Origin of the sequence: Corynebacterium intestinale (assembly GCF_023574125.1) — a bacterium.
In the GTDB taxonomy this organism is placed as follows: domain Bacteria; phylum Actinomycetota; class Actinomycetes; order Mycobacteriales; family Mycobacteriaceae; genus Corynebacterium; species Corynebacterium hesseae.
On record NZ_JAMKFF010000003.1, the window covers coordinates 59754 to 73571 of the forward strand.

General features: G+C 61.3%; 12 protein-coding genes. 5 read left to right on the forward strand and 7 right to left on the reverse strand.

Translation table 11 applies throughout. From position 1 onward, the window contains the following. Positions 1-45: 45 nt before the first annotated feature. From infB to rimP, 4 genes are all read right to left on the reverse strand, one after another. Positions 46-2781 (reverse strand): translation initiation factor IF-2, encoded by a 2736-nt coding sequence (gene infB, locus M5J06_RS04855; RefSeq protein WP_070520106.1) that lies wholly within the window; start codon positions 2779-2781, stop codon positions 46-48. Positions 2782-2890: 109 nt separating this feature from the next. Continuing rightward, entirely contained in the window at positions 2891-3226 is a 336-nt protein-coding gene (locus M5J06_RS04860; protein ID WP_083304493.1) for a YlxR family protein, read from the reverse strand. 120 nt (positions 3227-3346) lie between these two features. Then, positions 3347-4363, reverse strand: coding sequence for a transcription termination factor NusA (gene nusA / locus M5J06_RS04865; RefSeq protein WP_070533127.1), 1017 nt, complete (start codon positions 4361-4363; stop codon positions 3347-3349). A 3-nt stretch (positions 4364-4366) separates the two neighbouring features. Beyond that, positions 4367-4933: a ribosome maturation factor RimP gene (rimP, locus tag M5J06_RS04870; RefSeq protein ID WP_250224109.1), complete on the reverse strand. Its 567-nt coding sequence runs from the start codon at positions 4931-4933 to the stop codon at positions 4367-4369. 37 nt (positions 4934-4970) lie between these two features. Between rimP and M5J06_RS04875 the strand changes: the two genes are divergently transcribed. Further along, on the forward strand, positions 4971-5825 hold the full coding sequence (locus tag M5J06_RS04875) for a hypothetical protein (RefSeq protein ID WP_070533131.1): 855 nt from the start codon (positions 4971-4973) through the stop codon (positions 5823-5825). Positions 5826-5855: 30 nt separating this feature from the next. Here the strand turns inward: M5J06_RS04875 and M5J06_RS04880 are convergent, their stop codons facing one another. Next, a complete protein-coding gene (locus M5J06_RS04880) occupies positions 5856-6251 on the reverse strand; it encodes a DoxX family protein (RefSeq protein WP_070533133.1) in 396 nt (131 codons plus the stop codon). A gap of 27 nt (positions 6252-6278) precedes the next feature. Continuing rightward, positions 6279-8048: a proline--tRNA ligase gene (locus M5J06_RS04885; RefSeq protein WP_250224110.1), complete on the reverse strand. Its 1770-nt coding sequence runs from the start codon at positions 8046-8048 to the stop codon at positions 6279-6281. Between the two features lie 32 nt (positions 8049-8080). Here M5J06_RS04885 and yaaA point away from each other — a divergent pair, with 32 nt between their 5' ends. Continuing rightward, entirely contained in the window at positions 8081-8803 is a 723-nt protein-coding gene (gene yaaA / locus M5J06_RS04890) for a peroxide stress protein YaaA (protein ID WP_250224111.1), read from the forward strand. Between the two features lie 77 nt (positions 8804-8880). After that, positions 8881-10005 (forward strand): ATP-binding protein, encoded by a 1125-nt coding sequence (locus M5J06_RS04895; protein ID WP_070520090.1) that lies wholly within the window; start codon positions 8881-8883, stop codon positions 10003-10005. Positions 10006-10015: 10 nt separating this feature from the next. Here M5J06_RS04895 and M5J06_RS04900 read toward each other — a convergent pair whose 3' ends face one another. Beyond that, a complete protein-coding gene (locus tag M5J06_RS04900) occupies positions 10016-11329 on the reverse strand; it encodes a DUF4921 family protein (RefSeq protein ID WP_250224112.1) in 1314 nt (437 codons plus the stop codon). A gap of 51 nt (positions 11330-11380) precedes the next feature. Between M5J06_RS04900 and M5J06_RS04905 the strand changes: the two genes are divergently transcribed. Then, positions 11381-12196: a PhzF family phenazine biosynthesis protein gene (locus M5J06_RS04905; protein ID WP_250224113.1), complete on the forward strand. Its 816-nt coding sequence runs from the start codon at positions 11381-11383 to the stop codon at positions 12194-12196. Continuing rightward, positions 12189-13577, forward strand: coding sequence for a protein adenylyltransferase SelO family protein (locus tag M5J06_RS04910; protein ID WP_250224114.1), 1389 nt, complete (start codon positions 12189-12191; stop codon positions 13575-13577). Before M5J06_RS04905 ends, M5J06_RS04910 begins: the two co-directional genes overlap by 8 nt. Positions 13578-13818 lie beyond the last annotated feature (241 nt).

Here is a 13818-nt window from a genome sequence, read left to right on the forward strand (position 1 = left end):
CTTTAGTATCTGAGCTCTGTCACAAAGTGAAGAACTCAGGTGCGGCTAGTCGCGCGGGACCTCGACTTCTTCGAAGGCCTGAATGATATCGCCTACCTGGATGTCCGGGTAGGACAGAACCATACCGCACTCGTATCCGGCGTTAATCTCGTTGGCGTCATCCTTCTCGTGGCGCAGGGACTCGATCTTGGCATCGGAGGTAATGACGTTCCCGTCGCGTACGAGGCGCACCTTGCCGTTGCGCTTGACCTTGCCCTCGGTGACCATACAACCGGCAATGGTGCCGACCGCGGAGGACTTGAACAGCGCGCGGATCTCCGCTGCACCGGTGTCGCGCTCCTCGTAGATAGGCTTGAGCATGCCCTTCAGCGCTGCCTCGACCTCTTCGATAGCACGGTAAATCACCGTGTAGTAGCGGATATCAACGCCCTCAGCGTTGGCTTCCTCGGTTGCCTTACCCTCAGCGCGGACGTTGAAGGCGATGATGACGGCGTCGGAGGCAGCAGCCAAGGTGACGTTGGTCTGCGTCACCGCACCGACACCACGGTCGATGATGTTGAGCTGTACCTCGTCGTCGACCTCGATATCCAGAAGGGCATCTTCCAGTGCCTCGACGGAACCGGCGTTGTCGCCCTTGAGGATGAGGTTGAGCGTCGAGGTTTCCTTGAGCACTGCATCCAGATCCTCGAGGGAGACGCGCTTGCGCGCCTTCGCCTGCAGAGCGGAACGCTTGCGAGCATCGCGCTGTGCTGCAATCTGGCGAGCCACGCGGTCGTCCTCAACAACCAAGAGGTTATCGCCGGCACCTGGTACGCCATTGAGACCCTGCACCTGGACCGGGCGGGACGGACCGGCTTCTTCCACATCGTTACCGAATTCATCGAGCATGCGACGCACACGGCCATGGGCATCGCCGACCACAATGGAATCACCGATGCGCAGCGTACCGCGCTGGATGATGACCGTAGCCACCGGGCCTCGACCGCGGTCGAGGTGAGCCTCGATGGCAGAGCCCTGCGCGTCCATGTCCGGGTTAGCGGTGAGCTCTAGGGAAGCGTCCGCGGTCAGGATGACAGCCTCGAGCAGGTCGTCGATGTTGATGTTGTTCTTCGCAGAAATATCCACGAACATCGTGTCGCCGCCGTACTCCTCCGGAACAAGTCCGTACTCAGTGAGCTGACCACGGATCTTGTCCGGGGAAGCTTCCGGCTTATCAATCTTGTTAACCGCGACGACCACAGGGATATCCGCTGCCTTCGCGTGGTTGATTGCCTCGATGGTCTGCGGCATCACGCCGTCATCAGCCGCAACCACCAGGATGGCCAAGTCGGTGGACTTGGCACCGCGGGCACGCATGGCGGTAAACGCCTCGTGACCCGGGGTATCCAGGAAGGTGATGGTGCGCGGACCGTCTTCAACGTCCACCGTGGTTTGGTAAGCACCGATGCCCTGTGTAATGCCGCCGGCCTCGCCCGCACCTTCGTTGGTCTTACGGATGGTATCCAGAAGGCGGGTCTTACCGTGGTCAACGTGACCCATCACGGTCACGACTGGCGGGCGCTTCTCAAGGGCTTCTTCGCCGCCCTCGTCCTCACCAAATTGCAGGTCGAAGGATTCGAGCAGCTCGCGGTCCTCATCCTCAGGGGAGACAACCTGGACCTCGTAATTGATCTCCGAGCCCAAGAGCTGCAGGGTGTCCTCAGATACGGAGGCCGTGGCGGTCACCATCTCACCGAGGTTGAAGAGCGCCTGCACCAATGCTGCGGGATCCGCACCAATCTTCTCGGCGAAGTCAGCCAAGGAAGCACCGCGGCGAAGGCGAACAACCTTACCGCCGCCGTCAGGCAAGCGTACGCCGCCTACCTCATGCTTCTGCTGCTCTTCAAACTCATGGCGCTTCTGACGCTTCGACTTCTTACCGCGACGCGGTGCGCCACCGGGACGTCCGAATGCACCAGCGGTGCCACCGCGGCGTCCGCCGCGTCCACCGCGGAAACCTCCGTGGCCTGGACCGCCATGGCCTGGGCCACCACCGCGGCCGCCACGACCGCGACCGCCACCGCCGCTACCTGCGGCCTTCGACGGCATGCTGGCCGGATTCGGATGCGAAGGCATCATCGCCGGCGAAGGACGACGTCCACCACGGTTGCCATCGCCTTGCGGGCGTGCGCCGCCCTTACCGCCGCGGTTATCTCCCGGCTTGCCGCCAGAGCGCTGACCCTTGCTTCCGCCCGGGCGCGGCCCTGGGCTGGGTCGATCACTGGAGCTACCCGTGGAGAACGGGTTATTGGCCACGCGGCGGGTACCGCCAGGCTTCGGCATAGAACGCGGGGTAACAGCGCGTTCGCCGCCCTTGCGCTGTGCTCCGGGCTTTGGAGCGCCGCCCGGCTTCGGGGCACCGCCCGGCTTGGGAGCAGCACCCGGCTTGGGGGCGCCGCTCTGCGTCGGAGCAGCACCTGGCTTCGGGGCACCACCTGGCTTGGGGCCAGGCTTTGGCGTGGCTGCTGGCTTCTTTTCCGCCGGCTTCTTCTCTGCAGTCTTCTTGGCAGCAGATTTCTTGGCAGCGGAAGCAGGGGTGGCTGCAGACGCGTTCTTGTCTGCGGGCTTGTCGTTGCCACCCTTTGCTTCATAGTGTGCGCGCATCTTCTTGATCACCGGCGGTTCGATGGTCGAGGATGCGGTCTTGACGAACTCGCCTTGTTCCTTCAGCGTGGCGAGCAGTTCCTTGCTGGTTACACCGAGCTGCTTTGCCAACTCGTGTACACGTAGCTTTCCGGGCACTTGTCTCCTCTTTAATCTTTCTAGGAGCCAAGGCCGCGGAACACGGCTTGACCCCTAGTTAATGGCTATGGACTTTCATCGCTGATGCTGCTTCATCGTTGTGCGCTCATCAGTGTTCGGTCTTCCTTTTTAACTCTGGGCCGCACGGGCGATTGCCCGCCGACTGCACCTGCTGCTGAGCAGCGAGGTACTCACGTACGTGACCTGTGTCCACGTCTGTGGACAATCGGAGCGCGCGCCTGAAGGCACGGGTTCGCTCCGCCAGCTCTACTGCTTCCAGATCCGGTCTAATCCACGCTCCCCTACCGGGAAGGCGGCGGCCTGGATCCGGAACAACACGGCGTCCTGAAGGATCGTCCCTATCGGCGACCACCCTGAGCAGTTCCGTGTCGGGATGCTTTTGACGCGTAGCAATACACGTGCGGAGCCGCTGTCCTTGAGACATCCAACTCCTTACGTCGTATCGCCACTATTCCTGCGCCACAGCATTCCTGCATGTGGGCCGTTGTCTACTCTACGCGAAAACGGGCCAAACCTTTAATCCCACCGCAGGCCCGTCGGAAAGCTAATCGCGAGCGGCATCAGAGTGAATATCAATCTTCCATCCAGTCAGGCGCGCCGCGAGGCGGGCATTCTGGCCTTCCTTACCGATTGCGAGCGAGAGCTGGTAATCCGGCACAGTCACCTTGGCCACTTGCGCCTCCGAGTCGAGGATTTCTACGCGCACGACCTTTGACGGAGCAAGAGCGTTGCCCACATAGACGGCAGGGTCTTCGTTGAAATCGATGATGTCAATCTTCTCACCACCAAGTTCACGCATCACGTTGCTCACGCGCGAACCCTTCGGGCCGATGCACGCGCCCTTGGCATTGAGCCCCTTAACGTGACCGCGCACGGATACCTTCGAGCGGTGGCCAGCCTCGCGGGCAATAGCAATGAGCTCAACCGAGCCATCAGCAACCTCTGGGACCTCCAGCTCGAACAGGCCACGCACCAGCTCAGGGTGAGTGCGCGACAACGTGATCTGCACCTTGGCTCCGGTGCGGTTCACGCCCACGACGTAGGCCTTAACGCGGTCGCCATGCTCGAGCTTCTCCCCCGGCAGCTGCTCGGCGGGCAGCAGGAAAGCATCCTGCGAGTCGTGTTCGGTACCCAGCTGCACCACGACGACGCCGCGCTTGTTCGCGTGAATATCGCGCTGGACGACGCCCGACACAACCGTTCCGGTGAGCTCCGAATAGGAATCGTAGGTTCGTTCCGCCTCATTCTCGCGCAGCTTACGCAGGATGGCATCGCGGACCGCCTGCGCGCCGATGCGCCCAAAGTTGTCGGGAGTGTCGTCGTATTCACTGATGACCTCTCCAGTCTCCGGATCACTCTCGGTCACGACGACGGTGACAGCACCGCTATCGGCGTCGATGTCGACGCGAGACTTCGTACCTTCCGCCTTGGTCTCGGCTGACTCGGCACGGTGATCCAGGTAGGAATACAAAAGGGCACCCGCAATCGCTTCGAGCAGGTCCTTTACCGGGACGCCGCGCTCGCGCTGAATCGTGCGAAGTGCCTCTAGGTCAATATTCACTTGTTAGTCCTCTCGGGTTGCCGAGTTCTGCTCGGCGAAGTCGAACGTCTGCTGTGCCGCCTCCAGCTCCATGGCTGAAGGTTGGGCAAATTCAATTTCTACCACTGCGCGGCTTAGATTTTCCAATCGCTCAACCTGATAGCGCACCTCCTTTTTCACAGTGGTGATGAGCGCCACGGATTCTTCATCCTCGGACAGCGCTCCGATACGGGCGACGCGGGTCGTGCCAGGTTCCTCGGTGAGCGCGTAGCCCACGAGCCTCCCTTGGTTGCGGCGCCAGTGGCGCGGGGCACTCAGCGGAAAGTCCACCCCCGGCGTCGACACCTCCAGGGTGTAACCCGCGCCAAAGTTGAGGGTGCCCGCCTCTTCCTGTGCATCAAAGAGCGCCGAAATCTCCTGCGAGAGCTCCTCAATGAGATCGGAACTTGGGCGTTCGTCACCGTCAACACGGATGATGACCTGAGAATTCTTTCCTGCACGAGTGGTCTTCACGTCCTCGATGTCGAGGCCGCGCGCGGCGGCGACAGGCTGCAGGATTTCGGTTAGTTGCGCGGGTGTTGGGAATGCCATGCGCTCTAGACTAGGACACCCGGGTAGGGTCTATCGCGTGAACCGCCGAGTAGTTGTGCCCACCCTCTTAGTCTGCGCCGCCCCCTGGCTGGGCGGCTGCCAAGCCACCGACGCGATCGTGGATTATTTTGGCCCCCATGCAGACCCTACGTTGACCTCTCTGGCTCACGATGCCAGCGCCGACGCCCACGCACTGCAGAAACTCGATCCCGATGCCGCGTCCCTGCGCGCGCAGCACGCAGACGAGCTTTACTCCGAAATTGAGCGCCTCTGCGGCCGCGACGAGGAAGGACACGTTCCGCGCTCCTGCGAAGTGAATCGTGAGGGTGAAGCACACGAGGCCACCGATGCGGCTGCCGTGCTTGCCGCAGCTTCTTCATCGACTGAGGAGCAGCTTGACGCGGTCTCCCCGGAATCTCGGCCCTTGCTCGTCGCCCAAGCCATCGCAATGGAGGCCCGCTCCACCGATGAACCGGGCGCTGTGCCGGAGCTGACGGAGGGTGACGCTGACCTCGCCACCGAACTCTTGGACTGGGAATACCAGCAGGTGTATGCCTTGGACTTTGCTCGTTCCTATGTCACACCTGACGTCGAAGAGCTGGTTGATGAGCGCCTCGCTCTGCACGAGAGCCGCGTCCTCGCACTCCAAGAAGCAGTAGCCAAAATCGGACCAGTGCCACAGCCCGCAGCGGCCTACACCTCGTCCTCCGGTGAGCTGCCCGTAGACGCCGCCTCAGCGCGCGCGTTCCTTGACGACGTCGCGCATAGTGACACGGTGACATGGGCCTCCGCCGCCTCACAGGAGGCGCCCAACCAAGCGGCACCCAATGCTGAATGGCGAAGCTGGCTTATTTCTGTAGCCGCCCAATCTCACCGCATCAGTGCAGCTTAATTCCTCCCTCGCGGGCTCGATTTTCCTGAGCTACCGACGTTTGGCGTTCTTTTCGGCGTACAGCGACCAGGCATAGCGCATGACCGGAATCTGCAACGGCAGACGCACCGCGTGGTAGATCTTCTTGCCGGTTGATGCTTTGCCGCTTTCTAAGTCCCTGTAGGCCTGGTAGAAGTTCGCCGGCCACACGGCGGCGAGCAAAGCTAGGGCTGAAAGGCCGCCTGCAGGCCGCGTCGATGGGTTCGCCAGGAGCGCACCGGTAACCACTTCCCAGGCGCCAGAGGTGAAGTTGTAGAAGCGAGCCGACCCTGGAAGTTGTGGCGGGATGATGGACTCGAAGGGCTTCGGCTTAGCAAAATGCAGCACTCCCATGGCAGAGAGTGCTGCAGCCATTGAATATGCCAGTGCGGGGTGGTGAGAACTCATACCCGCGAGCCTACGCGCTTAACGCACCTAGCCGCGGATGAGCTCCGTTAAGGTGTCCACGATGGAGTCTGCGGGGACCTCACGGGTTTCGCCGCCACGGATGCGCAACTCAATGATGCCGTCCTTGAAGGAGCGGCCCAGGATGGCGATAAAGGGCATACCCAGCAGCTCCGCATCCTTGAACTTCACGCCCGGGGAAACCTTGGGGCGGTCGTCGAAAAGCACCTCGATGCCAGCGCGATCTAGGTCCTCCACCAGCTTCTGACCGGCCTCGAGGGCAGCGGCGTCCTTGTTCGCCACGGCCACGTGCACCTGGTACGGGGCCACGGCCACTGGCCAGTTGAGGCCCTTCTCATCGTGGCGCTGCTCCGCCAGCACGGCGAGCATGCGCGTGACACCAATGCCATAGGAGCCCATGGTCGGCACGGCGCGCTTGCCATTCTCATCCAGAATCTGGACATCGAATGCTTCGGTGTACTTGCGGCCCAGCTGGAAGATGTGGCCCAACTCAATGCCGCGCTCCAGGGTCAGAGTGCCCTGACCGTTCGGCGCCGGGTCACCTTCCTTGACCTCCGCGGCCTCGATGAACTCACCCACGGTGAAATCACGGCCGGCCACCAAGCCGACGACGTGACGCTGCGGGGCATCCGCGCCGGTAATCCACGACGAACCGGAAACTACGCGCGGGTCGGCATAAACCTTCACGTCGTGAGCGTTGAGGGCACGCGGGCCAACGTAGCCCTTGACCAAGAAGGGGTTCTTCTTGAAGTCGCCCTCGCCGGCGAGCTCAAACTCGACTGGCTCCAGCGAAGCCTCCAAGCGCTTTTCATCCAGCTCGCGGTCGCCCGGAATAAGGACGGCGGCCAGCTCCCATTTCTTCTCTTCCTCAGCGGCCGCGGGCGCAGCCACCTTGATCATCATGCACTTGAGGGTGTCCGCTGCGGTGACCTCGCGGCCGTCGACAGTAATGCCAGCACCCTTAGCCCACTCCACCAGGGACTCGATGGTCTCGGATTTCGGAGTCTCGTGCTCCTGTGCCTCCGGCAGACCGTCGAAGGGAATCTCCTCCGGCGCCTGGGTCACTATTGCTTCCACGTTGGCTGCGTAGTCTCCCTCCGTGGCGCGAACGAAGGTATCCTCACCCACCTCGGACACGGCGAGGAACTCCTCGGAGGCCGAGCCACCCATCGCACCGGAGGTGGCCTTACAGATCGCGTAATCGATCTCTAGGCGGTCGAAGATGTTCTGGTAGGCCTTGCGGTGGCGGGCATAGGACTCATCGAGCCCCTCATCCGTCATGTCGAAGGAGTAGGAGTCCTTCATGGTGAATTCGCGGCCGCGCAGCACGCCAGCGCGCGGACGTTCCTCATCGCGGTACTTCGTCTGAATCTGGTACAGCGTGACCGGGAAGTCCTTGTAGGAGGAATACATATCCTTCACCGCAGTGGCGAACATCTCCTCATGGGTCGGGCCCAGCAGCATGTCCGCACCCTTGCGATCCTTAAGCCTGAACAAATTATCGCCGTATTCCGTCCAGCGGTTCGACTGCTCATAAGGATCGCGCGGCAGCAGCGCCGGGAAGAGCATCTCCTGGCCACCGATGGCGTTCATTTCCTGGCGGATAACGTCTTCGATCTTGCGCATGGCGCGCAGTCCCAATGGCAACCAGGTGTACACACCCGGCGCGACGCGGCGCACATAGCCTGCGCGGACGAGAAGCTTGTGGCTGGGGACTTCGGCATCAGCCGGATCCTCACGAAGAGTGCGGAGGAAAAGCTCAGAAAGACGTGTAATCATGGTTGCTCAGTCTACATCGCTAGCATGTAGCCATGCTGATCATCCTCCCTCCTTCTGAGACCAAAGCACACGGCGGCAGCGGCGCGCCCCTCAACTGGGAAGAGCTCTCTTTCCCCGCGCTGAATCCAATACGCCAAGAAATCGCTGCTGAATTGTCTTCTTTGCCCCTCGACGAGGCGCAAAAGGTGCTCAAGCTCTCGGAAAAGCTGCGTGGGGAAGCCGAGTCCAACCGCGAGTTGGCGTCCTCCCCCACCATGCCCGCGCTGGAGCGGTTTACGGGCGTGCTGTACGACGCCCTCGATTCCCCCTCCCTTCCCCCAGCCGCACGTCAACACCTAGCTGTGGGTGATGCGCTCTTCGGGTTGCTGCGCGCCGATGATCTCATCCCGCACTACCGGCTTTCCGGTGGCACCAAGTTGGGAGGGAAGACTCTCAAGTCGCGTTGGGGTACGGCCATCACTGATGAGCTGCGCGCGCTTATCGACGCTGGCGAGTTCCTCATCGACATGCGCTCGGGCACCTACCAACAGCTGGGCAAGCTCAAAGAAGCCTCCACGGTGCGCGTGGAGTCAGTGCAAGAGGATGGCTCCCGCAAGGTGGTCTCTCACTTCAACAAGCACTACAAGGGGGAACTCGCTCGCGTACTCGCCCTCCAGGGCGATAATGTCTCCACCCTCGAGGATGCCGCCCGCGTAGCCCAAGAGGCAGGCATGAGCACCGAACTGCGCGGCACCGAGCTGGTGCTCGTGGTCTGATTTATCTATTTATCAATTTATCTACGCCCGCCGATTTATCTATTTATCAATTTATCTGCCTGCTATATACTTCCAGCATGACTGGAAACCCTTTTCGCCCAACCTTTGGTGCCAGCCCACTTAAGTGGGCTGGCCGCAGTGCGGTCCTCAATGACTTCACGGTTGGGCTCGACGGCGGAGTTGGCAACCCTAATCGCGCAATGCTTATTAGCGGTCATCGTGGGATGGGCAAAACGGTCCTGTTGACTGAGCTCGAGGACATCGCAGCCCAACAAGGATGGGCTGTTATTCGAGTCAGTGGTCGAAGCAATTCAGTCACTCAGCTCATCGACTCCATCATCCCAGAAAAGATCAACCAGCTGGCTTCTCCATCAACCCGTCGAATCAAAGACATACGTATAGCGGGCCTCGGTGGCATTGGTACTGAAGAGATTGGTACGCCACCAGTGCCAACATTAGAATCGCGCTTGCGCGAACTCTCCGCTCATCTCCGAGACAGCGGAATTCTACTTACTATCGATGAGATTCAGGACGCGGATCCTCATGACCTTGAGATAATCGCAGTCGCATTCCAGCATCTTGTTCGCGATGAACTCGACGTTTCCATCGTGATGGCAGGGCTTACTGCCGGTGTTGACAAGCTTCTACACCTGCCGGGAACAACGTTTCTGCGCCGTGCCCGCAGATTTCACCTAGGACCTGTTAACCCGCAAGCTACGACCAGCGCTTTCAAAGATACGGCAGCTTTGACTTCGATTGCTTTCAACGACGAAGCCGCCGACCGCGCTACTGAAGCGAGCCACGGTTATCCCTTCCTCATCCAGCTCATCGGGTACTTGGCCTGGAACGCTGCATCCCAAGCCAGTGAGACGACCATTTCCTCAACAACCGTCGACGCAGTTCTTGGTGAGGCAATCACGACAATGGGAACCCAAGTGCACGATCCTGCGGTACGTGCGCTCAGCCAACGACAACTTGAGTACCTTCACGCGCTGGCTGATATCGCAGATGAGGCGGGGACGGCCACATCTGGCGCTATCGCTCACGAGCTGAAGACAACGACGACGTCTCTCAGTGAAGTGCGCGCGCGTTTGCTAGAGCAGGGGCTTATCGATGCCCCACGGCACGGCACGGTTGCTCTCGCCCTGCCGTACCTCCGCGATTATCTTCACGCAGGCGGCGAACAAACCTACGTGGACTAAACGTTACTGATTACACCAGCGGGTTATAACGCAAACTATTGCGTTTGAGCTCGCACTCAGTGGCGATAGAGATGCCGGAGGCAATCTTTCCGCGCTCACGAAGGCGGAACATGGCGTCCACGACGCGATCACGCAAGCCCCATGGATCGATGGTGTTGATGTAGACCTTCGTGCCGCCTTCAAAGCCGGCCAAGGTCGATACCCTGAGCTTGATCATCACGCGCCACGGCTGCGGCAGATCCACGCTGGGTGGGCGGTGGTGCCACTCTTCATTGCATGCCACATCCGGCCCCACTGCGGCGTGTGCTGCATGGATCAGATCCGACATCCCGCGGACTTCGCCAGGTGTTTGTGCCCATGGTTCGCAGCGGGGCGACTTGGAGAAGATCTCCAGGGTGGGATACCTGTGGCCAAAACCAGCGAAGAGCACCGCATAGTCATTCTCTGCGATAACGAGGTTGCGCTTTGCCGCATACCCAACTGCCCAATCGTTGTACATGTTGGGGTGTGCGCGCAGAATCGCATTTTCTTGCTGGGCTGCCATGCCCAGAGCATCAATTGCGACGAGCTGCTTGTGCAGGTGGTCGAAGGACGCGCCCGCCGGTGCCAGCCAGTTCTGGAACACGGCGACATAAGAGGCATAGCGGTTTCGCTGGTAGAGCTCGCGCGTTGATTCCGCGGTGAAGGTTGTGAGCAGAAAGTGCTCATCGGGGCTCAGCGTGCCGGAGGAAGCCAGCTGGCTGTCGTCGACCGCCCCCTCCACGAAGTGGCGCGAAGAAATGATGACATCGTGCCCGCCACCGAAGAAGCCATCGGCGAGGGCGAGGAGAGAGTCGTCGCCCAGCGCGGCGTCTTTGCCCGCGGCCTTGAGTTTGGTGCGCACCACGTTGAGTACGTGCAGGCGCCCGGCCTCATCGGCTTCATATTTCTCCTTGTGCTGAGCTAGGTCTGGGTCCATGGTGAAGCCATAGTTCTCATGCCAGTAGTCATAAGACACGATCTCAAAAAGGTTAGGAACCCGGCGAAACACCGGCTGGGTTGTGTCCAGCTCGTGTGGAAGGAGCCCGCGCTGGATCTCCCCCGAAGCCAGGATGCGGGACTTTTCCGGCGGGGTGTCTAACATGCGCCCGGAGCAAAAAGCACAGCTGTGCGTCATGGCATCGGCCGTCAGGGGCTGCGGATCTTTCGCCGGACGCGAGAGCGGACGGTTTCCACGTCCCGGCACCGTCCACACCTCCGTTCCGGAGAAGGGATTGACCTGTTTGACGGTCCCATCCGCCATGGTCTGGATAGGTTCGACGCGGCTAAAGAGTGCTTCGCTCATGCAGCCCAGCGTAGACCTCCCTGCTCACCGGTGCGACTAGACTTAAGCCTCATGCAGCACCGATTCTTTGAAGTAGATGTCTTTGCCACTGGGCCGTTTACGGGAAATCCCCTTGCTGTGGTGGCGGATGCCGACGGCTTGAGCACCGAAGAGATGCAGCGCATCGCACACTGGACAAACTTTTCGGAGACAACCTTCCTGTGCTCGCCTACGGATCCACGTGCAGACTACCGAGTGAGGATTTTTACCCCGTACGAGGAGTTTCCTTTCGCCGGCCACCCGACGCTGGGCAGCGCACGCGTGGCGGCGGAACTGCTCGGAAAGAACGGCACCCTGATTCAGGAATGCGGAGTTGGGTTGGTCACCGTACGCCAGGAAGAGGGCCGCTTCGCCTTCGCTACCCCGCCCTTGGTGCGTGAAGGAGCGCTTAGTGATGAGGAGCACGCTGAGGCAGCCGCCGCCCTCGGGATCGACGAGGACAGCATCCTTGACTCCGGCTGGGTAGACAACGGGCCCGGCTGGCGCCTAGTCCAGCTTGAGTCTGCCGAGGCCGTGCGCGGGCTTAACCCCACGCCCACCCCGGGCGTCAAAGTGGGCGCGGTCGGGCTCACCGGTGATGATCACCCCGCTTATGAAGTCCGCGCCATCACCGGGCAATTCGAGGATCCCGTCACCGGTTCCTTCAACGGCGGCGCTGCCCAATTCCTGCGCGCCAAGAGTGCTGTTCCTGCCCGCTATACCGCGGCACAAGGCCGCCAGGTAGGGCGCGACGGCCGCGTCTATATCAACGACGACGGTCATGACATCTGGGTCGGCGGCAACGCCCACGTTCGCGTGCGCGGAACACTGGAGTCTCGCGATGTCTGATGCCTCCCTCCCTTTCGAGCTACGCAGCGAATTCGCCCAACGCCTTCCCCACATGGTCACGGCGAGCCGGGGCGAGGAACAGCCAACGGCGCGATTGGTGGTGCTCAACGAAGAGCTAGCCGCCGAACTGGGCCTCGACCCGGACTGGCTGCGCAGCAAAGATGGCCTGGAGTTTCTCCTCGGCCGCGGGCCAGTTACTCCCCACGCAATGGCCTACGCCGGCTTTCAGTTCGGCCAATACAACCCGACAATGGGTGACGGCCGCGCCCTCCTCTTGGGCGAAGTCACCGGCCCCACCGCTGCTCACAACCCCACGGGCCTCTGGGATCTGCATGCCAAAGGGACAGGACAAACCCCCTATTCGCGCTATGGCTCTGATGGGCGCGGCACGCTGCGCTCAATGCTGCGTGAATATCTCTTCTCCGAGTCGATGCACGCCCTCGGTGTACCCACCACACGGTCGCTGGCGGTCATCGGGACCGGCCGTCCCATTCAGCGCCAGATGGTGGAGGAAGCAGGCGTTCTCGTGCGCGTTGCCGCGAGCCACATCCGTGTTGGTTCCTTCCACTTCGCCGCGCACTCGCAGGTACCCGGGTTGCTCCAACAGCTTGCCGATTACACCATTGAACGCCACTACCCTGGCGCCGACTACCGGGAGCTGTTTACCCGCGTCATGGACGCACAGGCAGCGACGGTTGCCGGGTGGATGCAGGTGGGTTTCATCCACGGCGTGATGAACACCGATAACACCACGCTATCGGGTGAGACGATTGACTACGGGCCGTGCGCGTTCTTGGAGAGCTATGACCTCAATACCTGGTTTAGCTCCATCGATACGCAGGGTCGCTACCGCTTTGGGCGCCAGCCCGACATGCTGGGGTGGAACCTTGCGCGGTTGGCGGAATCACTGCTGCCGCTTTTCGACGTCTCCCCCGACGCTTCCCTTACCTGGGCCCAGGAGGCCATCAAATCCTTTGGCGAGCGCTATGAAAAGGCGCGCCGCCGCGAAGCCGCGAGCCGTTTGCAGATTCCCGGCGAGCTCTTCCAGGACTATAGTGCGGCCCTTGCACAGTCCGCTCCGGATCTCACGCAGGCCCACCGCAGTCTCGTCAGCGCAGCGGCGGGTGAACCGGCAGAAGCCTATGAGATGTTTGGTGACGCTCGATTTGTTGATGCCTACCGTGCTAGTGGCCCCAACGTCGAGTCTCTCAAGCAAACCGTGCCCCGCGTGATTCCCCGCCCGCGTCTGGTCGAGGCCGCACTGAGCGATGCTGAAGAATTCCCCCGCTTGCTTCACGCCACCACGCGCCCCTTTACTGCCGCGCCAGAATACGAGCAGCCGGGTGGCACGGATGGCTACCTCACCTACTGCGGAACGTAAGAGAAGAAAAGGAAAACACACCGCCGCCCCGAGGCCTCCGTAGGAAAGGAAACGGAGTCTCGGGGCGGCGGTGCGTCTCTATCTTTCACTACCACGCTCCCGGTCGGTTTCTCAGGCCGACCGCCCCGCGCGGCTGGGGTTCTCTCTATCTCTCTCGCATGCGCTCTCTCAAACGCACACCATTATTATGGGGCGCTCTCCTTGGTGGAGCGTTCCGGTGCACTGGACGCTCCCTGCCAGT

What these genes read in the sequence shown, in the direction of transcription:
- M5J06_RS04895 (WP_070520090.1), top strand. Translation starts at nt 8,881, where the DNA reads ATGACTGGAAACCCTTTTCGCCCAACCTTTGGTGCCAGCCCACTTAAG.
- M5J06_RS04900 (WP_250224112.1), bottom strand. Translation starts at nt 11,329, where the DNA reads ATGAGCGAAGCACTCTTTAGCCGCGTCGAACCTATCCAGACCATGGCG.
- M5J06_RS04885 (WP_250224110.1), bottom strand. Translation starts at nt 8,048, where the DNA reads ATGATTACACGTCTTTCTGAGCTTTTCCTCCGCACTCTTCGTGAGGAT.
- yaaA (WP_250224111.1), top strand. Translation starts at nt 8,081, where the DNA reads ATGCTGATCATCCTCCCTCCTTCTGAGACCAAAGCACACGGCGGCAGC.
- M5J06_RS04905 (WP_250224113.1), top strand. Translation starts at nt 11,381, where the DNA reads ATGCAGCACCGATTCTTTGAAGTAGATGTCTTTGCCACTGGGCCGTTT.
- M5J06_RS04910 (WP_250224114.1), top strand. Translation starts at nt 12,189, where the DNA reads ATGTCTGATGCCTCCCTCCCTTTCGAGCTACGCAGCGAATTCGCCCAA.
- M5J06_RS04860 (WP_083304493.1), bottom strand. Translation starts at nt 3,226, where the DNA reads ATGTCTCAAGGACAGCGGCTCCGCACGTGTATTGCTACGCGTCAAAAG.
- rimP (WP_250224109.1), bottom strand. Translation starts at nt 4,933, where the DNA reads ATGGCATTCCCAACACCCGCGCAACTAACCGAAATCCTGCAGCCTGTC.
- M5J06_RS04880 (WP_070533133.1), bottom strand. Translation starts at nt 6,251, where the DNA reads ATGAGTTCTCACCACCCCGCACTGGCATATTCAATGGCTGCAGCACTC.